This window comes from Mycobacterium sp. IDUB_28 (assembly GCF_055419285.1).
Map to the genome: position 1 here is coordinate 251,219 of NZ_JBVAXK010000005.1, position 19,782 is coordinate 271,000.

The window sequence follows — 19,782 nt, forward strand, 5'->3', positions numbered from 1 at the left end:
CCTGGTGGGCCTCACCCCGGCCGGATGGAGTACGCCACCGCAGCCCGCCGGCAGCTGCAGCGTCGGATCCGGCCCGTGACCGACCACGTCGTCGAGGTCGGCGGCCGTCAGCTCCGGGTACGCGTGGATGGCAACACCGGCCCGGTCGTGGTGTTGTGCAGCGGCCTGGGGGGCCGGGCACTGCATTGGCGTGACACGGTCACGAACCTGGCCGAGGACCACACCGTCGTGCGGTTCGACCGGCCGGGCATAACGGCGGAAACCATACCGGCGCCCGATGCCCGTCAGATGCTCCGATCAGAGGCGGACCGGATCGGGGCTGCGCTCGAGGTGGTGGGGCGATCGGATCCGGTTGTGGTGGTGGGGCACTCGATCGGCGGCTTCTACGCCGAAGCGTTTGCGCGCCTGTATCCGGAGCGCACCCGCGCGCTGCTACTGCTCGATTCCAGCATCGCTCACCGTCGGCGGCTGACGTTACCGCTGCGGACCAAGCTTGCCGTCGTCGATGGGGCCGTCGCGACGCTCGCCAAGCTGCACCTGCGGGTTCCGCTGGCCCGTGCCGGCCTGATGCTGGTGCAGCGCCGTCGTCCTGACGGACTCGATGCCCCGATGATGTCCGAAATATGCCGCGCCGCATCGACAAACGACATTGAGATCGCGCTGCTCAGCGAATATGCCGCCTACCACGAGATCGCGGAGGCGCTGTGCGACCTACGCGCCAGTCACCCGCTGACGGACGTGCGTTGCACGGTGGCCACTGCCCACACCGGCTGGTACACCCGGCGCTGGCGCGCCCAACAGGTCAAGCTCGCCGAAAACCTTGGTGCAGAACATATTACGCTCGCTCCGGCCAGGCACCTGGTGATGATCGACCAGCCGCATCGCACCGCCAACCTGATCCGCGCGGTCGCACGCTCAGATTCGCCGTCCGCGAATCGATGACGTTTTGTTTGAGTCGGCAATGAATCCGCTGCGCACGACTTCCCGCCCGCAAATCGGTTGATAGCGTTGCGTTTACGCTCAGCGAGCGCAGTCAACGATGACTAAGGGCAGACACAGATGAAGATCGTCTCATTACGTGCAGTGCTTGCGATCTCGTGCGGTTTGGGACTTTTTGCCGCAGCACCGACAGCCCGCGCCGAGAATCCGGTGATGACAGATGGTCACTACGCCTACACCGACGAAGACGGGGTGGTAGCGACGTGGAGTATCACGACCACCTGCACGCCGGGGTGCGTGGCCCACGTGTCGACGGGACCCGGTGAAGGCTTTGATGCACCGCTGGTCAACGGCCGGTACGCGGTGAAACGCGTAGTTCCGGAGGGCGCGTTCTGTCCCCCCTACATCGTTGGCGAAACCATATTCGGCAGCACGCAGCATCCCGTTCACGTGTACCAGTGGTGGGACCCGGCAACCCTGGCCGGGGAAGTGGACTTCCTGGAAACTGCGGCGCCGTGCGGTCTGCATGACCTGCGTGACTCGTTCACCCTCACCAGGATCAACTGAGCAGGGCCGGCCCCCGGACCGTCCTGACAAGAAATCTCCAAGAACTCGCCAAGATCCCCCCGGCACGCTTCTCTGCAATACCCCGCTTACGGCGGAGGAGACGCACACCAGGGAGGGACACCATGTCGAACCGCACCCGCCGCCACCTGCGGCCCGTCCGCGACATCACCGAGCCGAAGCTGCAGTTCCGCACCATCCACGGCCACCGTCGCGCCTACCGGATCGCCGGTTCCGGACCGGTCATCGTGCTGCTGCACGGCGTCGGCGACAACTCCACGACCTGGAGCCCGGTGCACGCCAAGCTCGCGCAGCGGTTCACCGTCATCGCCCCTGACATGTTGGGCCACGGCGAATCGGACAAGCCCAACGCCGACTACTCGCTGTCCGCATTCGCCAACGGCCTGCGTGACCTGCTCACCGCACTCGACATCGACCGCGTCACCCTCGTCGGGCATTCCCTGGGCGGCGGCGTCGCGGCGCAGTTCACCTACCAGTACCCGGAGTTCGTGGAGCGCGTCGTGCTGGTCAGCGCCGGCGGCGTAACCAAAGACGTCAGCATCGCGCTGCGGTTCGCGGCCATGCCGATGGGCGCCGAGGCGCTCTCGATGCTGCAACTTCCCGGTGCGCTCTCCGCAGTGGAACTCGTCGGCCGCACCGTCCAAAACGTCGTCGGCTCAACGCGTTTCACCCGCGACGTGTCCAGTCTGCCGCGTCTGGCCCGCGGCTTGAGCAAGCCCGGCGCCGTGGCCGCGTTCGCCCGCACGCTGCGTGCCGTGGTCGACACCCGCGGCCAGTACGTCACGATGCTGGACCGCACGTACCTGATGCAGGACCTTCCATTGCAGATCATCTGGGGCGTGGACGACATGATCATCCCGGTGAGCCACGCTCGGCTGGCGCACCAGCAGATCCCCGGCTCACGCCTGGAGATCTTCGAGGAGTCCGGCCACATGCCGCACGACGACCACCCGGACCGCTTCGTGCGGGTCGTCGAACAGTTCATCGACTCCACCGAGCCGTTCGCCTACCAGCCAGAACTCATGCAGAAGGCATTGCAGACCGGTGTCCGTCAGTACGCCGACTACGAGGCGGAAGAGGACCTCGCCTGACCTCAGGCGGCCGCCGGTCTGATGCACCACCCTGCGTAGAGCGCAGCTCGAGGCGCGGCGCCCGCCCACCAACGAATATCCGCCAAGAATCCATCAAGGATCCGACAAGCCCCCTGCGGGACTGTGGTCATTACAGGGGGCCTGGGAAAAGGGCCTATACGAAAGGCGACACAGATCATGCGGTTGTTCTGCTTTCATCACGCCGGCGGCGGCGCACTGGTTTTCAACGCCTGGGTGAAGGCGCTGCGGCCCGCTGTCGAGGTGATTCCCGTCGAGATTCCGAACCGCGAACGCTTCGCCACCATGCGCGACCTCGTCGACGCGGTGATCGAGCAACTCGGCCCGCTGCTCGACGAGCCGCACATGTTCTTCGGCCACAGCTTCGGCGCCATGCTCGCCTACCGGTTGGCCTGCGTGCGGGCCGCCGCCGGCGGGGAGCAGCCCCGGGCGATCTTCCTGTCCGCCTACGCCCCGCCGAACCGTCAGCTGCCGCTGCACGTCGTGGACCAGCTCGACAACAAGCAGCTCGCTGAATTCCTCGCCGAGATGGGGTTGATGCCCTCGGGTCTGACGCGCTGGCCGTCCCTGCACGAGCAGGCCCTGACCATCACCCGGCACGACCTGAAGCTGCTCAAGACGGCGGACCAGGACGGCGACGCACCCGAACTGTCCTGCCCGATCCACGTCTTCGGCGGCAGCGAGGACCCGATCGTCAAGGAAAACGACCTGCAGGAGTGGCGGTCGCGCACCAAGGCCGACTTCTCGGTGCAGATGCTGCGCGGCGGCCACTTCTACCTGCGCAACCGGCAGCCGTTGTTCGATTCGCTGCGTCCGCTGATGTCGACAGCCGCAGCCGCCTGAGCGGTTACCGGAGGCGTCGATCAGACTGGATCGATGCTGTCACTCACTCGATCCCTGGTAGCTGCTGTTGCGTTGACGCTGACCGGTGTGGCCGTCGGCGCACCGGCCGCGGCCGCCCCGGGTGGCTCCGACGAGCCGACCCCGGCCGGTCCGGTGTCCGGGGACACCGCCGGCGGCTGGATCCCGGACGGCCAGCGCCTGAGCCCCTTCGATCTGTCCGACCCCGCGGTCAACCGCCTCGACCCGGCGCTGCTCAACGCACTCGAGCGCGCCACCCGGGCTGCCGCGACCGACGGAGTCACCGTTGGCCTGACGTCGGGATGGCGCTCACCGGCGTTTCAGCAGCGCCTGTTCGACGACGCCGTCGTCACCTACGGCAGCGCCGCCGCCGCCAGTCAGTACGTTGCTTCGCCCCAGGTCTCCAAGCACGTGATCGGCAAAGCCGTCGATGTCGGTCCCGCGGCCGCCGACAGCTGGCTCATTCGCAACGGCGCCGCGTACGGCCTCTGTCAGATCTACGCCAACGAGATCTGGCACTTCGAACTGGCGTCCGACTACGGCGGTGCGTGTCCGCCGTTGCGGCCCAACGCCGCTGGGTGATTGCGAGCTCGTACAGCTGAGATGGCGGTCTCCGATCTGCCAAGAATTTATTGAGAATCCATCAAGACCGCGTGCTGAGGATGGGGTTAACGCAATCCCGCGTCCACCACCACCAGCACGGAGTCACCCATGTTCACTCGCCGCTTCACTGCGTCCCTTGCCGGCACCACCCTGACCGCCGGCGCGCTCGGGCTGGCTGCACTCGGCTTCGCAGGCACCGCCGGCGCCACCGCAGTCGACGACGCGTTCATCGCCCAGATCGAGGCTGACGGAATTCAGCCGCCGAGCGCCTCGCGCGCCATCAGCGAAGCACACACCGTGTGCAACGAACTCAACGCCGGAACCTCGACCAAGCAGGTCATCGCCAATGTTGCGCAACGAACCGGCCTGAGCAACAAAGGTGCGAACACGTTCGCCGTGGACGCCGCGAAGGCCTACTGCCCGCAGTACGTCAAGACCACCACCACGTAGATATCGAAGCCACAGTGCGGGGTCCCGTTGCGGGTCCCCGCATTTGCTTGCGGCGCTCAAGGTTTCACCCGGAACGCCGCTACCGGCATCTCCACGCTGCCCTGGCACGGACCGCTGGTGATGTCGGTGTGCCACACGCCACGCAGCGACCCGTCGGATTGCGGGGTGTAGTACGCCCACGACGTGGCCGGCGCCCACACCTTTGAAACCCCTTCTCCCATATAGCAATCCCACTGGAAGTCGAAGCGTTCCACCCACCTGGATCCATCCCAGGTGTAGTGCGAGGGCACTGAGATGGTCGGGTTGTTCGGGGTGGGACCGTTGTTCGCCGTTGCGACGCAGGTAACAGACGAACAGGCCGTGGCGAAGTCGTAGTCGGCACTGAAGGTACGCTCGGCCTGTTCGGCGGCCGCGCTGGTGCCGGATTTCTCGGCGGCGTAGCGCACCAGGGAGTACTTGCCCGTCCACGACGGCGTTGCGGCCGACGTCGCCGGGGCGGCCACCAGCGCCACGGCGGCAAGCATGGCCCACACAGTTCCCGCACGCATCGTGCCGATGATGGCGTACGGAGGACGCAGCCGGGTATCGCGACGGACACGAAGTTTCGTCGACAGGCTCATCAGCCCCGCAGCAGAAACAGTCCATAGGCGGCGATCGACTGGGCGTCGACGATCACTCCCCCACGGATCATGTCCTCGACGTCCTGCCGAGCGAACCAGGCGCTGTGCATGTCCTGTTCTTCATGCTCGCGATCGGCCAGTCCCTCCGAGATCCCGGTCGCGAGAAAAACCCACCCGCGCTGGCTACTCATGCCCGGCGCGACATCGAGCTGACCCAGGGGCTCGAAAGCAGATGCCGCCAAACCGGTTTCCTCACGCAACTCACGCGCGGCCAGGGTGGCCGGTTCGAGGTCGGCCAGATCCGGAGCGGTGCCCTGCGGGAATTCCCAGCGCCGCGCCCCGACCGGATACCGGTACTGCTCGACCAAGCGGAAACGCGTTCCGTCATAGGGCATTACGAGGGCATACGTCGGTTTGTCCACGACAGCGTAGATGCCGGGACTGCCGTCGGACCGGCGGATGTCGTCTTCGCGTAACACCATCCACTGATTGCGGTATATCTCACGGGACGCGACGGACTCTATGTCTGGCACCCGCTCAGTATCGCCGCGCTGGGTCGATGCGCTGGCTACGGGGACTTCAGCTTCATGAACCAGCCCACCTGGTTACGGCTGTTCAGCATTCTGCTGATGTTCGCCGGAGTGATCACCACCGCGGTGCTGGTCGCCTTCCTCGCCGAGCTGATGATCACCCGTCGCCTGCTGAGCTCCGCCGGGCCGCGCAAGGTCCGGTACCTGCGCAACCATGTCATCGTCGTCGGCCTCGGCTCGTTCGGTATTCGGGTGGCGCGAACTGTCCACCCAGACCCGCGTCATCGCCATCGCCGGGCCGAGCGGACGAGTGAAGTTGCATCCGCGTCGCGACGCCCGATTGCAGGGCGGCGATACCGTCTACCTGGTGGCCCCCTACCGGGAGCTGCTGGCGACCTTGCGCAAGGGACAGGTCCTCGAGCCCGATCCCGGGTCGTTCACTGAGGCGGCCGCAGGCTGACACTCACAGCGCTGCGGCGACGTCGGCCGCACGGCGGAGTTGCTCGATGTCCGAGCTGGTGGGAATCAGATGCACTTCGTCGGTACCGACATCGGCGAACTTGCGCAGTACCGCGATCAACTCGTCCTCGGTTCCCGCCCAGCCGGTCGTCGGCGCCATAGCGTCGACGAATTCGGCGGGAATCCAGTTCATGTACCGCCGCAGGTGACTATGCACCTGCGCGCGGGCCTGATCGGGTTCGCCGAACGCGAACCAGAACGAGGTCGCCAGCTGCGGTGCGGGTTTGCCGGCCTCGGCCCAGGAGGTGCGCGCGACGTCGAACAGCTCGTTCTGCCGGGCGACGTCGAGGTCCAACGTGGTCCCGGCCAGCCCGTCGGCCCAGGCTGCAGCGCTGCGGATGGTCTTGGGCCCGATGGTGCCGACCAGCAGCCGCGGGCCGCCGACCTGCACCGGCAACGGCCCGACCGGACGCTGGGAGTCGGTGGTCTTCTCCCCGGCCCACACCCGCTTCATCACCGCGACCCGATCGGCCATGCCGCGCATCGTCTGCGTCGCGGTATCCGCGCCGACCGCATGGTAATCCTCGTGCCGGCCGCCGACCCCGAGCCCGACCGTCAGGCGGCCGCCGCTGAGCAGGTCACCCGTTGCCAGCGCCTTGGCCAGCATGACCGGGTCGTGCAGCTGCGGCACGATCACGGTAGTCACCAGCCGCACCCGCTCAGTCCACGCCGACAGGGCTCCGAGCAGGGTCAGGCTGTCCGGGTTGTCGAACGCGATGCGCTCGCCCCAGCACAGCGAGGAGAACGGCCCCTGGTCGATCGCCTGCGCCCAGCGGGTGAGCACGCCCGCGTCGAGGTCGGGTTCCATCACCGGCATGGTCATCCCTATCTGCACTCCACGATTCTGGCAGCATGGGGTGGATGGCCTTCGCGAGCACGTCGATTGCGCATGTCCGGCTCACCGTCACCGACATCGAGCGGTCCCGGCAGTTCTACGAGAGCGTGTTCGGCTGGGCAGTGCTGATCGAGCTCCCCGAGAACGCCGACGTGGCGACCCGGCGCCGGCTGGGGTTCCTGTTCGGCGGCGTCATCTATGACATGGGCGGTGCGTTGCTGGGGTTGCGGCCGGTAGGCGACGACCCGTTCGACGAGGACCGCACCGGCTTGGACCACGTGGCGTTCCGGGTCGGCAGTAAAGCCGAAATCGATGCGGCTGCTGAGCATTTGGATGAGCTGGACATCGCCCACGAGCCCGTTAAGGATATCGGGCCGTCCTACATTCTGGAGTTCCGCGACCCGGACAACATCGCGCTGGAACTCACCGCGCCGAAATAGGGTTCAGCGAGGCAGGAGTAGCTATGGCCATCAGTTTCAACCACACCATCGTCGCCGCCCGCGACAAGCGGAAGTCCGCGGAGTTTCTGACCGACTTGTTCGGCCTACCCGGTCCGTCGCCGTTTGGACCATTTATGGTCGTCACGCTTGAACATGGTGCATCGCTTGACTTCGCCGACGTGGCTGAGAACGACGACATCCGGCCGCAGCATTACGCATTCCTGGTTTCCGAAGAAGAGTTCGACATGATCTACGGCAAGATCACGTCGGGCGGTCTGGCGCACTGGGCGGATCCCGGCGCGCGACGACCCGGTGAGATCAACACTCGCGACGGCGGCCGCGGGGTCTATTTCAACGACCCGGCCGGGCACTCGCTGGAAATCCTCACCCGCCCTTACGGATCGGGCGGCTAACGCGCCGGGCCGTGCCGGTGGCTTTCCTGGTCGCGATAGTCGTTGGCCATCTGGGCGACATGCTCGGGCAGCGCTCCGGCGGCGACGTCGGCCAGCGTCGTCTCCTCCAGCACCGAGCGCATGCTGGCCCGCAATGCGCGCCACACATCGGTGAGGGCGACGGTCGGGCCGGAGTAGGGCAGGTCGCCGAGCCCGATGTCGCGGACACTGGCCAGCGGTCCGTCGATGCAGCGCAACACATCGGCGATGCTGATCTCGGTGCCCGGACGGGCGAGTTCGTAGCCGCCGTCGCGACCCCGCTGGCTACGCACCAGGCGGTCGGTGCGCAGGTTGGTGAGGATGTCGACCAGAAACTGCGACGGGATGCCCTGGGCCTGGGCCAGATCGTCGGTCTTGACCAGGGTGCCGGGGGCAACCGTGGCGAGTTGGACCATCGCCCGCACGGCGTACTCCGCTTTGGCCGACATCCGCATGCTTGCCGATTGTGCCATCCGCCGCGGCGACGGGCTTTCTAGGCGCGCAGCTCGAGCAGGTCGATCACGCTCTGCGCCTGTTCTTCGAGGCTGCGATCGGCGTCGAGCCGTAGGTCGGGATTCTTCGGTCGCTGATACGGACTGTCGATGCCGGTGAAGTGCGTGATCTCCCCGGCCCGGGCCTTGGCGTACAACCCCTTGGGATCGCGTCGCTCGCATTCCTGTAGCGGGGTGTCGCAGAAGACCTCGAAGAACTCAAATCCCGCGTCGACGTGTACCTTTCGCGCCATCTCCCGGTGTTCGGCCAGCGGACTGATGGCCGGTACCAGCACGATCTGGCCGGAATCGGCCAGCAGCGTCGCCACATGCGCCAGGCGGCGCAGGTTTTCGGCCCGGTCGGCCATGCTGAAACCCAGATCGGCGTTCAGTCCGTGGCGCAGGTTGTCGCCGTCGAGAACGTAAGCGGGAACACCCTTTTCGAGCAGCTTCTGCTCCACCAGCATCGCCACCGAAGATTTGCCGGCGCCGGACAGCCCGGTGAGCCACACCGTGCGGCCCTGGATCGCGCGGTCCGCGGCGGTGACCAGTGACTTGTGCCGCACCGTGTTCGGGCTGGCCTTCTGCGCCGCCACATCCCGCAACACCATGCCGGCCGCTACGGTCCCGTTCGTATCAGGATCGATCAGGATGAAGGAACCCGTGCTGGCGTTGCGGGAGTATTCGTCGAGCAACAGCGGCACCTGGGTCCGCAGGGTGACGCGGCCGAGTTCGTTGAGTTTCAACGCTGTTGCCGTCTTGTCGCGGTGGAGCGTGTTGACGTCGAGCCGGTAGTCCAGCGCGGTGACCCGGGCGCGCGTGGTCCGGGTGGTGTGCTTGATGACGTAATCTCGGCCCGGTTCGAGTGCCGACCCGTCGGCCATCCAACACACGGTGGCGTCGAACTGCTGGGTGATCCTGGGTTGGTTGTTGGTGCGGGCAATCAGGTCCCCGCGGGAGATGTCGATGTCGTCGGCCAGGCTCACCGCGACAGCCATCGGCGGAAAGGCTTCTGCAACAGGACCATTGGGTCCGTCGATAGCGGTGACCCTGGTGGTCTTGCCGATGGGCAGCACCACCACTTCGTCACCGGGGCGCATCACCCCGCTGGCCACCGTGCCCGCGTAACTGCGGTGGTCCTGATGCTCGTGAGTGTGCGGACGAATCACGTACTGCACCGGGAACCGCACGTCGACCAGGTTGCGGTCGCCGGCGATGAACACCTCTTCCAGGTGGGACAGCAGCGCCGGTCCCTCGTACCAGGGGGTCTTCTCCGATTTGGTCACCACGTTGTCCCCGTGCAGCGCCGACATCGGTATGGTGGCGACGTCCTGCACGTCCAGGCGTGCAGCGAACGCATGGAACTCGTCGCGGATCGCCTCGAATTTCTCTTGGTCCCAACCGATCAGGTCCATCTTGTTCACGGCGAGCACGATGTGCTGAATGCCCAGCAGGGATGCCAGGAAGGCATGCCGGCGGGACTGCTCCAGCAGACCGTGGCGCGCATCGACGAGCACGATCACCAGGTGCGCCGTTGACGCACCCGTCACCATATTGCGGGTGTACTGGATGTGACCCGGGGTGTCGGCGATGATGAATTTGCGCTTGGGCGTAGCGAAATAGCGGTAAGCGACGTCGATGGTGATGCCCTGCTCGCGTTCGGCGCGTAGGCCGTCAGTGACCAGCGCAAGGTCGGTGTACTCGTGGCCGCGGTCCTTGGAGGTCTGCTCGACGGCCGCCCACTGGTCCTCCATAACGGCCTTGGAGTCATAGAGCAGGCGACCGATCAGGGTGGACTTGCCGTCATCGACGGAACCGGCGGTAGCCAGCCGTAGCAATGTAGAAGATCCCGCCATCAGAAGTACCCCTGCCGTTTGCGGTCTTCCATGCCTGCCTCCGAGATCCGGTCGTCGGCCCGGGTCGCGCCGCGCTCGGTGAGTCGCGACACCGCAGTTTCGGCGATCACTTCCGACACTGTGCGCGCCTCGGACTCCACGCAGCCGGTACAGGTGACATCGCCGACGGTGCGAAACCGTACCGAGGCCTCGAACACCTTTTCCTCGGCCCGCGGCTGCAGGTGCCGATGCACCGCCAGCAGCATGCCGTCGCGTTGAAAAACCTTGCGCCGATGGGCGAAATAGATCGACGGCAACTTGATCCGCTCGGCTCCGATGTAGGACCAGATGTCGAACTCGGTCCAGTTGGACAACGGGAACACCCGGATGTGCTCACCCTTGTGGTGGCGGCCGTTGTAGAGGTTCCACAGCTCAGGTCGTTGGCCTTTGGGGTCCCACTGGCCGAATTCGTCGCGGAAGCTGAACACCCGTTCCTTGGCGCGTGCCTTCTCCTCGTCGCGCCGGGCGCCGCCGAACGCGGCGTCGAATCGGTTCTCCCGGATGGCGCGCAACAGCGTCACCGTCTGCAGCGGATTCCGGGACGGGATGGTCTCGACCACGCGGCCGGCATCGATGTCGTCCTGGACCGAGGCCACTACCAGACGCACCCCGTGTTCGGCGACCAGCTCATCACGGGTGGCAAGCACCTCGTCGAAATTGTGGCCGGTATCGACATGCATGACCGGGAACGGCAACCGCCCGGGCCGAAACGCCTTCAGCGCCAGGTGCAGCATGACGATCGAGTCTTTGCCTCCGGAGAACAGCAGCACGGGACGCTCGAATTCGGCGGCGACTTCACGGATGATGTGGATCGCCTCGGCCTCGAGCGAACGCAGGTGGCTCAGTTCGTACTGGCCGGCAGTGGGCCCGGCAACCAGATCGGTCGTCATAGTTGTTTCCCGGTTAAGTTGGTTGGATTGACCATATTTAAGGTATTAATTGACATGAAAGCAGTCGGAATTCATCGTGTCAACGGGTCGACCGGCACAAACAGCCGCACCGGCCCCCATTTCGGTAAGAAGTAGGGGCCGGTGCGGCTGTTAACTCGGCAGCTACAGGGTGACTTCTTCGAGCTTTCCGGTCGCCACGTCGAAGACGAACCCGCGCAGCGAGTTGTGCTTGGTGACGAACGGACTGTTCTCGATGCGGCGCAGCGATTGCCGCACATCCTCGGCCAGATCCCCGAAGGCCTCCGCCGCCCACGGCGGCTTCACCCCGGTTTCCTCCTGGATACTGCGCTTGAACTCGTCGTCGGTGAAGGTGAGCATCCCGCAGTCGGTGTGATGGATCAGGATGATTTCCCGGGTGCCCAGCAGGCGCTGGCTGATCGCCAACGACCGGATGGCATCGTCGGTGGCCACCCCGCCGGCGTTCCGGATGACGTGCGACTCCCCCTCTTTGAGGCCGAGCACGCGGTACACATCCAGCCGCGCATCCATGCACGCCAACACGGCGACGTGTTTGCTCGGCGGTAGCGGCAGCGGACCTTTGAAGTCGCTTGCATAGTTGGCGTTGTTGGCCAGGTAGTCGTCGGTTACCGTCACGCACGTCTCCTCGAGTTTGCTACGCGGATCGCTGCCGGGCTGGATCCTAACAATCGAGCCGCGGGAACACACCCCTGCGGATCATCGGGATCGCAAAGATCGAACGCCCCACCGGCGTTTCCCCGTCCTGCTCGCTACCCTGTCCCAATGCGGCACGGTGGTCGGGCATGACGCGGTTCCTGTTGCGTCGGTTGCTGAACTACATCGTGCTACTGGCGCTGGCGTCCTTCCTGACGTACTGCCTGGCCGCGGTGGTGTTCTCTCCGTTGGAGAGCCTGATGCAACGCAGCCCCCGGCCACCGCAGTCCGTCATCGATGCCAAGGCCCACGATCTGGGCCTGGACCGGCCCATCCCGATTCGCTATGCAAACTGGGTTTCGCACGCGGTGCAGGGCGATTTCGGGAAGACGATCACCGGCCAGCCGGTGGGCACCGAACTCGGGCGGCGGGTCGGCGTCACCCTGCGGTTGGTGGTGATCGGTTCGGTGGTGGGCACGCTGCTCGGCGTGACACTGGGGGCGTGGGGCGCGATCCGTCAGTACCGACTCAGCGACCGGGTCGTCACGGTGTTCGCCTTCCTCGTCATGAGCACGCCGTCGTTCGTCATCTCCTACCTCCTGATCATTGCGGCACTGCGGGTCAACTGGGCACTGGGATATCAGCTGTTCGACTACACCGGGGAGACCGCGCCGGGCATTGAGGGCGGGACCTGGGCCGCGGTCGGCGACCGGCTCAAACACCTGGTGCTGCCGACCTTCACCCTGGCGCTGATGGCAGCCGCGGGGTACAGCCGCTTTCAGCGCAACGCGATGCTCGACGTCCTGGGCCAGGACTTCATTCGCACGGCCCGAGCCAAGGGACTGACCCGTAGGCGCGCACTCGTCAAGCACGGCCTGCGCACGGCGCTGATACCGATGGCGACTCTGTTCGCGTACAGCGTGGCCGGGCTGGTCGGCGGGGCGGTTTTCGTCGAGAAGATCTTCGGTTGGCATGGCATGGGCGAATGGGTGCTCAGGGGGATCTCTACCCAGGACATCAACATCGTGGTCGCAATCACGTTGTTCTCCGGCACCGTGGTGTTGCTCGCGGGTCTGCTCTCCGACATTTTCTACGCTGCGCTGGACCCTAGGGTGCGGGTGTCGTGACGGCTGTCGAGATGGAGGCAGCCGAATTCACCTCGCGTCGCACCCTGGTGCTGCGACGGTTTCTGCGTAACCGATCCGCAGTGGCGGCGCTGGTGATCTTGGTGTTGCTGTTCGTCGGGTGCTTCGCGCTGCCCCCGTTGCTGCCGTATTCGTATCAGGACCTGGATTTCGATGCACTGATGCAACCGCCGAATTCGCGACACTGGCTGGGCACCAACGGGTTAGGGCAGGACCTGCTCGCGCAGACCTTGCGTGGCATGCAGAAGTCGATGCTGATCGGTGCCTGCGTGGCAGTGATCTCCACCGGGATCGCTGCGACCGTTGGCTCGATCGCCGGATATTTCGGCGGCCTGCGAGATCGCGCCCTGATGTGGGTGGTCGATCTGATGCTGGTCGTGCCCTCCATCCTGCTGATCGCTATCGCCTCGATGAAAACCAGGAACTCGGCCAACATCGCGTCGCTGATCGTGCTGTTGGCGCTGTTCGGCTGGATGGTCAGCTCCCGCATCGTGCGCGGTCTGACCAAGGGCTTGCGTGAGCTCGAATTCATCCGGGCCGCACGCTATATGGGCGTATCCAGTCGTCGCATCATCACCCGGCATGTGTTGCCCAATGTGGCGTCCATTCTGATCATCGACGCCACCATCAACGTCGGGTCGGCTATCATGGCCGAAACGGGATTGAGCTTTCTCGGCTTCGGGGTTCAGCCTCCGGATGTGTCGCTGGGCACGCTGATCGCCGACGGCACCCAGTCCGCGACCACGTTCCCGTGGGTGTTCCTGTTTCCGGCCGGGGCGCTGGTGCTGATTGTGTTGTGCACCAATCTGACTGGCGACGGGCTACGCGATGCGTTCGATCCCGGCGCCAAGACCTTGCGGCGTGGCGCCGCATGAGTCCGCTGCTGGAAGTGACCGACCTGGCAGTCTCCTTCCCCACCGACGGCGCACCGGTGACCGCGGTGCGAGGCATCAGTTATCGCGTCGACCCCGGTGAAGTGGTGGCGATGGTCGGCGAATCGGGCTCGGGCAAGTCCGCGGCGGCAATGGCGGTGATCGGCCTGCTTCCCGAGTATGCGACGGTAGGTGGATCGGTTCGACTGCACGGCACCGAACTGCTCGGACTCGACGACGCCGCGATGTCGCAGTTCCGCGGGAAGTCGATCGGCACGGTGTTCCAGGACCCGATGTCCGCGCTGACTCCGGTCTATACCGTCGGTACCCAGATCGCGGAGGCGATCCGGGTGCACCACCCGGACATCGGCAAGAAGGCTGCCCGGGTGCGCGCGGTGGAACTACTTGACCTGGTTGGGATTTCACAGCCCGAACAACGTGCCCGCGCCTTCCCGCACGAGCTCTCCGGCGGTGAACGACAACGCGTGGTCATCGCCATCGCGATCGCCAACGATCCCGACCTGCTGATCTGCGACGAGCCCACCACGGCGCTCGATGTGACCGTGCAGGCGCAGATCCTCGACGTGCTGAAGAAAGCCCGCGACGTCACCGGCGCCGGGGTGCTGATCATCACCCATGACCTCGGCGTGGTCGCCGAGTTCGCCGACCGGGCACTGGTGATGTACGCGGGTCGGGTCGCCGAAACAGCACCCGTGGCCGATCTGTACCGCGACCGCCAAATGCCGTACACGATAGGCCTGTTGGGTTCAGTGCCGCGCTTGGACGCCGCTCAGGGCACCCGCCTGGTCCCGATTCCCGGGGCACCCCCGTCGTTGATCGGGCTGGATCCGGGGTGCCCGTTCGCGCCGCGCTGTCCCCTCGCCATCGACGAATGCCTTGCGGCGGAACCGGAATTGATCGAAGTCGGCCCCGATCACCGCGCGGCCTGCATTCGCACCCACGAGGTCGTCGGACGTAGCGCCGCCGACATCTACGGCGTCGAGACGGCTCGGAGCTCAGGGGTTTCCGACGATTCAACTGTCGTGGTGCGGGTGCGTGACCTGGTCAAAACCTACCCCCTGACCAAGGGCGTGCTGCTGCGCCGCACCGTCGGCGAGGTCCGAGCGGTCGACGGTGTGAGCTTCGATCTGCCGCAGGGTCAGACACTGGGTATCGTCGGCGAATCCGGTTCGGGCAAGTCCACAACCTTGCACCAGATTCTGGAACTCGTTGCCCCACAGTCCGGTTCGATCGAAGTCTTCGGTTCGGACGTCGCCACCCTGAGTCCCGCCGGCCGACGGGAGCTGCGACGCGATATCCAGGTGGTCTTCCAGGATCCGGTGGCATCGCTGGATCCGCGACTGCCGGTCTCCGATTTGCTGGCAGAACCATTGCAGGCCAACGGGTTCGACCAGCGCGACACCAACGCCAAAGTGGCCGAATTGCTGGATCTGGTGGGACTGCGCCGAGCCGATGCCAGCCGCTATCCGGCTGAATTCTCCGGCGGGCAGAAACAGCGCATCGGCATCGCGCGGGCATTGGCGTTGCGGCCCAAGGTCCTTGCCCTCGACGAACCGGTCTCGGCACTCGACGTCTCGATCCAGGCTGGAATCCTCAACCTGCTGCTGGACCTCCAGGATCAGTTCGGAATGTCGTATTTGTTTGTCTCCCACGACCTTTCGGTGATCAAGCATCTTGCGCACCGGGTGGTCGTGATGTATCGCGGTGCGGTGGTCGAGCAGGGTGACAGCCGGGACGTATTCGGCGATCCGCAACACGAATACACGCGACGTCTGCTCGCCGCGGTACCGCAACCGGGAGCCGGACAGTGACTGGACGCAGAATAGCGGCTGTTTTGCTGGTCGGGACACTGTTGGTGTCCGGATGTGCGGCCGGTGCCTCGACCACCGCCGAAAGAGGCGTTGCGGTCGGAGCGAGCAGCGAACTCAACCCGCAGGATCCCGCGACTTTGCGCGAGGGCGGCAACCTACGTCTGGGGCTCAGCGACCTGCCGGCCAACTTCAACGTGCTGCACATCGACGGCAACAGCGCCGAAACCGCAAACATGCTCAAAGCCACCCTGCCGAGCGCGTTCCGGATCGGCGCCGACGGCTCGACGACGGTCAATACGGACTACTTCACCAGCGTCGAACTGACCGGCACCAACCCGCAGGTGGTCACCTACACGATCAACCCCAAAGCGGTGTGGTCAGACGGCACACCGATCACCTGGCAGGACATCGCCAGTCAGATTCACGCCACCAGTGGAGCCGACAAAGCGTTCGAGATCGCCTCGACCGGTGGGGCCGAGCGTGTCGCCTCGGTGACCCGCGGGGTCGACGATCGCCAGGCGGTCATGACCTTTGCGAAGCCGTACGCCGAGTGGAAAGGCATGTTCGCCGGCAATGGCATGCTGCTGCCGGCCAGTGTGACCGCCACCCCGGAGGCGTTCAACACGGGATGGCTCGATGCGCCCGGCGCGTCCGCAGGCCCGTTCATCCTGTCCACATTGGACCGGGCCAAGCAGCGAATCACCTTGACCCGCAACCCCAAATGGTGGGGCAAGCGTCCGCGTCTGGACTCGATCACCTACTTGGTCCTGGACACTGCCGCGGCGCTGCCGGCGCTGCAGAACAATGCGATCGACGCGACCGGGGTCGGGACACTTGACCAACTGATCATTGCCGAGCACACCAAGGGGATAGCGATCCGGCGCGCGCCCGGACCGAGCTGGACCCACTTCACCATGAACGGCTCGAAGGGCTCGATGCTCCACGATCCCGGCGTACGTCTGGCCGTATGCAAGAGCATAGATCGGCAGACCATCGCCAAGGTGGCATTGAACGGGTTGACCGGTGCCCCGGTACCTCTGAACAACCATATTTTCGTGGCAGGGCAAGAGGGTTATCAAGACAACAGCATCCCTTACGATCCCGCACAGGCGAAGCGGGAACTCGACGCGCAGGGATGGTCGCTCAACGGCGAGTTCCGGGAAAAGGGCGGCCGCCAACTGGTGGTCCGGTTGTTGTACTACGACTCACCGAGCGCCAAGGTCTTCACCCAAGTCGCCCAGCACAGCCTCGCCGAGATCGGCGTGAAGTTACAGCTTCAGGCGCGCTCCGGCAGCAGATTCTTCAGCGACTACGTCAACGTCGGGGACTTCGACATCGCCCTGTTCGGTTGGCAGGGCGATGCGTTCCCGTTGTCCGGGCTGACCCAGATTTACGCCTCCCACGGGGAAAGCAACTTCGGCAAGATCGGCAGTCCGCAGATCGACGACGTGATCGAGCAGACGCTGGCCGAACTCGATCCGGGAAAGGCGCGCGCACTGGCCAACGAAGTCGACCGGCTCATCTGGCAAGAAGGTTTCAGCCTGCCGCTGATTCAATCCGTCGGCACCGTCGCGGCCCGCAGCGATCTGGCCAACTTCGGCGCTCGCGGGTTGGCCGACCTGGACTACACCGCGATCGGCTTCATGCGCTGACCGGTGCCGGGTGACTGGGCCGAAGGACCGCGACCAGAAAGTCGGAGTCGCCGTCCTGGAACGGGCGGAGATCCCACGTGGACAGCAGCAGTTCGGAGGCCAACCCGCCGGCTGCCGCGTCGTCGAAGAAATCGGTGAACTCATAGCCGCGACCGGCACCGAAGCCGACCACCAATCGGCCGTCGCCGGCCAGGTGGGCGCGCAGCCGGCGCAGCACCTGGGCGCGGGTGCTGGGGGCCAGGAACGCCATCACGTTGCCCGCCGACACGATCACGTCGAACGGCTCGGCGATGCCTTGCGCGGGCAGGTCGAGCTCGGCGAGGTCGCCGACGATCCAGCGCGGGCCGGGATGGTCTTGCTCAGCCGCTTCGATGAGCACCGGGTCGGCGTCGACACCGACGACGTGGTGGCCGAGCGTGGCCAGGTGACCACCCAACCGGCCGGGACCGCACCCGGCGTCGAGAATGTGGGCGGCCCGGGGCGCCATCGCATCCACCAGGCGCGCTTCGCCGTGCAGATCCTCGCCGGCGCGCGCCAGGGAGCGGAAACGTTCGACATACCAATGTGAATGCCCCGGATCGGCTGCGACCTTTTGCATCCACAGGCTCTGCTCGACCATGGATGCATTGTCGCAAGGGCGGTCTGCTCAGCCGCGAATGAGGTCCGCGGCCTTCTCCCCGATCAGCACCGACGGCGCGTGCGTATGGCCGCGGATCGTGCTGGGCATCACCGATGCGTCGGCGACACGCAGCCCTTCGACGCCGCGGACCCGCAGCTGGGGATCTACCACGCTGGAATCGTCGCGGCCCATTCGGCAGGTGCCCATCGGGTGGTACAGGGTGTGCGAGCACTGGTTCAGGGCCAGCGCGAAGGTGGCTTCGTCAAGCTCGGTGCAACTGCGCGGGCGCACCACAGCGCCGAGCACGTCGCGCAGCGACGGCGCCTGGGCGATCTCGGCGCACATCCGTAGCCCCGCCAGCATCGCGGCGCGGTCGGCGCCGGCGGGGTCGGTGAGGTAGCGGGGGTCGATGACAGGCTTGTCGTGCGGGTCGGCGGAGCGCAATGTGATCTGCCCCCGGCTCTGCGGGGCCACCAGGATGGGGCCGAACACCACCCCGTGCCCGGCCGCGGGTTGCAGCGCCTCGTCGTAGAAGGGCGCCGGTGCGAAGATCAGCTCCAGGTCGGGCAACTCGAGATCGGGCCGGCTGCGGACGAATCCGTAGGCCTCGCCGACGTTGGAGGTGAGCATGCCGCGCCGCCGCAGCAGGTAATTGATCAGCTGCTTGGGTTTTTCGGCGGCGAACAACGTGTCGTCGTTGACGTCGAAACCCATGGGTGCCACCAGATGGTCGATCAGGTTCTGGCCGACCTGCGGGGCGTGGTGGACGGTTTCGATGCCGTGCTCGGCGAGTTGGTCGCGGTCGCCGATGCCGGACAGCATGAGCAGTTGCGGGCTGTTGACGGCACCGCCGCAAAGCAGCACTTCCTTACGGGCGTGCACCACGGAGGTGTGGTCACCGCGCTGGAACTCGACACCCACCGCCCGGGTGCCGTCGAAGACGATCCGCGTCGCCGTGGCTTCGGTGATGAGGGTGAGATTCTTGCGGCTCATCGCCGGCGTCAGGTAAGCGTCGGCGGTGCTGCACCGGGCGCCGCGGCGCTGCGTCACAACTGTTTCGCAGAAACCTTCCGGTGCAATGGAATTCGGCCGTGCGGCCGGGTATCCGCATTCACGGGCCGCGGCCAGCCAGGCTGCGGTCAGCGGGCGCGGGCTGCGTTGGCGGGAGATGTGCAACGGGCCGGTGACCCCGCTGTCGTCACCGCTGACGAAGTGCCAGGCCGCAGTGACATTCTCGATGCGGCGGTAGTACTCGAGGATTTCCGCAGCAGACCAGTGCGAGTCGGCCAACCTGGCCCACTCGTCGTAATCCGCTCCGAATCCGCGCACCCACATCATGGCATTCATCGACGAACTACCGCCGAGCACTTTGCCTCGGGGCCAATAGATTTGGCGTCCGTCGAGCTCGGGCTGCGGCTCGGTGAGGTAGTCCCAGTCGACCTCGGTCCGGAACAGCTTGGAGAAGGCCGCCGGTATGCCGATGAACCTGTTGGTGTTGCCGGGGCCGGCTTCCAGCGCCGCCACCTCGGTGCCCGGATCGGCGCTGAGCCTGTCGATCAGGACGGCACCGGCCGAGCCGGTGCCGATCACTACGTAGTCGCGCTGAATGTCCATCGCGTACCCCCGTTTTCGGCCCGTGGCGATCGCAAGCGCGGCGTGAGCCGGGCGCAGCGGGTCGCCACCATCAGCACAGGCGATCGCAAGCGCGGCGTGGGCCGGGCGCAGCGGGTCGCCACCATCAGCACAGGCGATCGCAAGCGCGGCGTGGGCCGGGCGCAGCGGGTCGCCACCA

Annotated in this window: 20 protein-coding genes and 2 pseudogenes; 13 read left to right on the forward strand and 9 right to left on the reverse strand. The window is 65.8% G+C overall.

Annotation, left to right across the window (positions count from 1 at the left end; translation table 11 throughout):
- The first annotated feature begins 24 nt into the window (after positions 1 to 24).
- From ACZYZ9_RS12890 to ACZYZ9_RS12915, 6 genes are all read left to right on the forward strand, one after another.
- A complete protein-coding gene (locus tag ACZYZ9_RS12890; RefSeq protein ID WP_463826645.1) occupies positions 25 to 942 on the forward strand; it encodes an alpha/beta fold hydrolase in 918 nt (305 codons plus the stop codon).
- Between the two features lie 210 nt (positions 943 to 1,152).
- On the forward strand, positions 1,153 to 1,506 hold the full coding sequence (locus ACZYZ9_RS12895; protein ID WP_463826646.1) for a hypothetical protein: 354 nt from the start codon (positions 1,153 to 1,155) through the stop codon (positions 1,504 to 1,506).
- Between the two features lie 122 nt (positions 1,507 to 1,628).
- Positions 1,629 to 2,615: an alpha/beta fold hydrolase gene (locus tag ACZYZ9_RS12900; protein WP_463826647.1), complete on the forward strand. Its 987-nt coding sequence runs from the start codon at positions 1,629 to 1,631 to the stop codon at positions 2,613 to 2,615.
- A 177-nt stretch (positions 2,616 to 2,792) separates the two neighbouring features.
- Positions 2,793 to 3,476, forward strand: coding sequence for a thioesterase II family protein (locus tag ACZYZ9_RS12905; protein ID WP_463826648.1), 684 nt, complete (start codon positions 2,793 to 2,795; stop codon positions 3,474 to 3,476).
- A 33-nt stretch (positions 3,477 to 3,509) separates the two neighbouring features.
- Positions 3,510 to 4,076 (forward strand): M15 family metallopeptidase, encoded by a 567-nt coding sequence (locus tag ACZYZ9_RS12910; protein WP_463826649.1) that lies wholly within the window; start codon positions 3,510 to 3,512, stop codon positions 4,074 to 4,076.
- Between the two features lie 129 nt (positions 4,077 to 4,205).
- Positions 4,206 to 4,547: a DUF732 domain-containing protein gene (locus tag ACZYZ9_RS12915; protein WP_463826650.1), complete on the forward strand. Its 342-nt coding sequence runs from the start codon at positions 4,206 to 4,208 to the stop codon at positions 4,545 to 4,547.
- A gap of 56 nt (positions 4,548 to 4,603) precedes the next feature.
- On the opposite strand, the gene ACZYZ9_RS12920 is transcribed toward ACZYZ9_RS12915, so the two are convergent.
- Together ACZYZ9_RS12920 and ACZYZ9_RS12925 are read right to left on the reverse strand one after the other, a co-directional pair.
- The gene (locus ACZYZ9_RS12920) at positions 4,604 to 5,095 is read right to left on the reverse strand and encodes an Rv2253 family sensor-like surface protein (protein WP_463826651.1); all 492 of its coding nucleotides are present in this window, start codon (positions 5,093 to 5,095) and stop codon (positions 4,604 to 4,606) included.
- 71 nt (positions 5,096 to 5,166) lie between these two features.
- On the reverse strand, positions 5,167 to 5,649 hold the full coding sequence (locus ACZYZ9_RS12925; RefSeq protein ID WP_463826805.1) for an NUDIX domain-containing protein: 483 nt from the start codon (positions 5,647 to 5,649) through the stop codon (positions 5,167 to 5,169).
- A gap of 84 nt (positions 5,650 to 5,733) precedes the next feature.
- Here ACZYZ9_RS12925 and ACZYZ9_RS12930 point away from each other — a divergent pair.
- A pseudogene (locus tag ACZYZ9_RS12930) lies at positions 5,734 to 6,157 on the forward strand (hypothetical protein); the annotation flags it as partial.
- Between the two features lie 3 nt (positions 6,158 to 6,160).
- Here the strand turns inward: ACZYZ9_RS12930 and ACZYZ9_RS12935 are convergent.
- Complete coding sequence (locus ACZYZ9_RS12935) at positions 6,161 to 7,039, reverse strand: LLM class flavin-dependent oxidoreductase (protein ID WP_463826806.1); 879 nt, start codon at positions 7,037 to 7,039, stop codon at positions 6,161 to 6,163.
- A gap of 38 nt (positions 7,040 to 7,077) precedes the next feature.
- Here ACZYZ9_RS12935 and ACZYZ9_RS12940 point away from each other — a divergent pair, with 38 nt between their 5' ends.
- Together ACZYZ9_RS12940 and ACZYZ9_RS12945 are read left to right on the forward strand one after the other, a co-directional pair.
- The gene (locus ACZYZ9_RS12940) at positions 7,078 to 7,491 is read left to right on the forward strand and encodes a VOC family protein (RefSeq protein ID WP_463826652.1); all 414 of its coding nucleotides are present in this window, start codon (positions 7,078 to 7,080) and stop codon (positions 7,489 to 7,491) included.
- A gap of 23 nt (positions 7,492 to 7,514) precedes the next feature.
- Positions 7,515 to 7,904, forward strand: coding sequence for a VOC family protein (locus ACZYZ9_RS12945; protein ID WP_463826653.1), 390 nt, complete (start codon positions 7,515 to 7,517; stop codon positions 7,902 to 7,904).
- Here ACZYZ9_RS12945 and ACZYZ9_RS12950 read toward each other — a convergent pair.
- The 4 genes and pseudogenes from ACZYZ9_RS12950 to ACZYZ9_RS12965 all read right to left on the reverse strand — a co-directional run bounded on the left by ACZYZ9_RS12950 (position 7,901) and on the right by ACZYZ9_RS12965 (position 11,852).
- A complete protein-coding gene (locus tag ACZYZ9_RS12950; protein WP_463826654.1) occupies positions 7,901 to 8,377 on the reverse strand; it encodes an Rrf2 family transcriptional regulator in 477 nt (158 codons plus the stop codon). The two genes, ACZYZ9_RS12945 and ACZYZ9_RS12950, sit on opposite strands and share 4 nt — an antisense overlap.
- A 38-nt stretch (positions 8,378 to 8,415) precedes the next feature.
- Positions 8,416 to 10,269, reverse strand: coding sequence for an adenylyl-sulfate kinase (gene cysC, locus ACZYZ9_RS12955; RefSeq protein WP_463826655.1), 1,854 nt, complete (start codon positions 10,267 to 10,269; stop codon positions 8,416 to 8,418).
- Positions 10,269 to 11,254, reverse strand: a pseudogene (gene cysD, locus ACZYZ9_RS12960) (sulfate adenylyltransferase subunit CysD). Before cysD ends, cysC begins: the two are co-directional and overlap by 1 nt.
- Positions 11,255 to 11,360: 106 nt before the next feature.
- On the reverse strand, positions 11,361 to 11,852 hold the full coding sequence (locus tag ACZYZ9_RS12965; RefSeq protein ID WP_463826656.1) for a beta-class carbonic anhydrase: 492 nt from the start codon (positions 11,850 to 11,852) through the stop codon (positions 11,361 to 11,363).
- 167 nt (positions 11,853 to 12,019) lie between these two features.
- Between ACZYZ9_RS12965 and ACZYZ9_RS12970 the strand changes: the two genes are divergently transcribed.
- From ACZYZ9_RS12970 to ACZYZ9_RS12985, 4 genes are read left to right on the forward strand one after another with little or no spacing between them, the layout of a single operon-like run.
- The gene (locus ACZYZ9_RS12970; protein WP_463826657.1) at positions 12,020 to 12,997 is read left to right on the forward strand and encodes an ABC transporter permease; all 978 of its coding nucleotides are present in this window, start codon (positions 12,020 to 12,022) and stop codon (positions 12,995 to 12,997) included.
- 11 nt (positions 12,998 to 13,008) lie between these two features.
- Positions 13,009 to 13,890 (forward strand): ABC transporter permease, encoded by an 882-nt coding sequence (locus tag ACZYZ9_RS12975; RefSeq protein ID WP_463826807.1) that lies wholly within the window; start codon positions 13,009 to 13,011, stop codon positions 13,888 to 13,890.
- Positions 13,887 to 15,719 carry a dipeptide ABC transporter ATP-binding protein gene (locus ACZYZ9_RS12980; protein WP_463826658.1) on the forward strand — a complete coding sequence of 611 codons (1,833 nt, stop codon included), beginning with the start codon at positions 13,887 to 13,889 and terminating at the stop codon, positions 15,717 to 15,719. Before ACZYZ9_RS12975 ends, ACZYZ9_RS12980 begins: the two co-directional genes overlap by 4 nt.
- On the forward strand, positions 15,647 to 17,371 hold the full coding sequence (locus ACZYZ9_RS12985) for an ABC transporter family substrate-binding protein (protein WP_463826808.1): 1,725 nt from the start codon (positions 15,647 to 15,649) through the stop codon (positions 17,369 to 17,371). Before ACZYZ9_RS12980 ends, ACZYZ9_RS12985 begins: the two co-directional genes overlap by 73 nt.
- Here ACZYZ9_RS12985 and ACZYZ9_RS12990 read toward each other — a convergent pair.
- Positions 17,361 to 17,990, reverse strand: a complete 630-nt coding sequence (locus ACZYZ9_RS12990) for a class I SAM-dependent methyltransferase (protein ID WP_463826659.1) — start codon at positions 17,988 to 17,990, stop codon at positions 17,361 to 17,363. The two genes, ACZYZ9_RS12985 and ACZYZ9_RS12990, sit on opposite strands and share 11 nt — an antisense overlap.
- Before the next feature lie 27 nt (positions 17,991 to 18,017).
- Positions 18,018 to 19,604 carry a GMC family oxidoreductase gene (locus ACZYZ9_RS12995; protein ID WP_463826809.1) on the reverse strand — a complete coding sequence of 529 codons (1,587 nt, stop codon included), beginning with the start codon at positions 19,602 to 19,604 and terminating at the stop codon, positions 18,018 to 18,020.
- Positions 19,605 to 19,782: the final 178 nt, after the last annotated feature.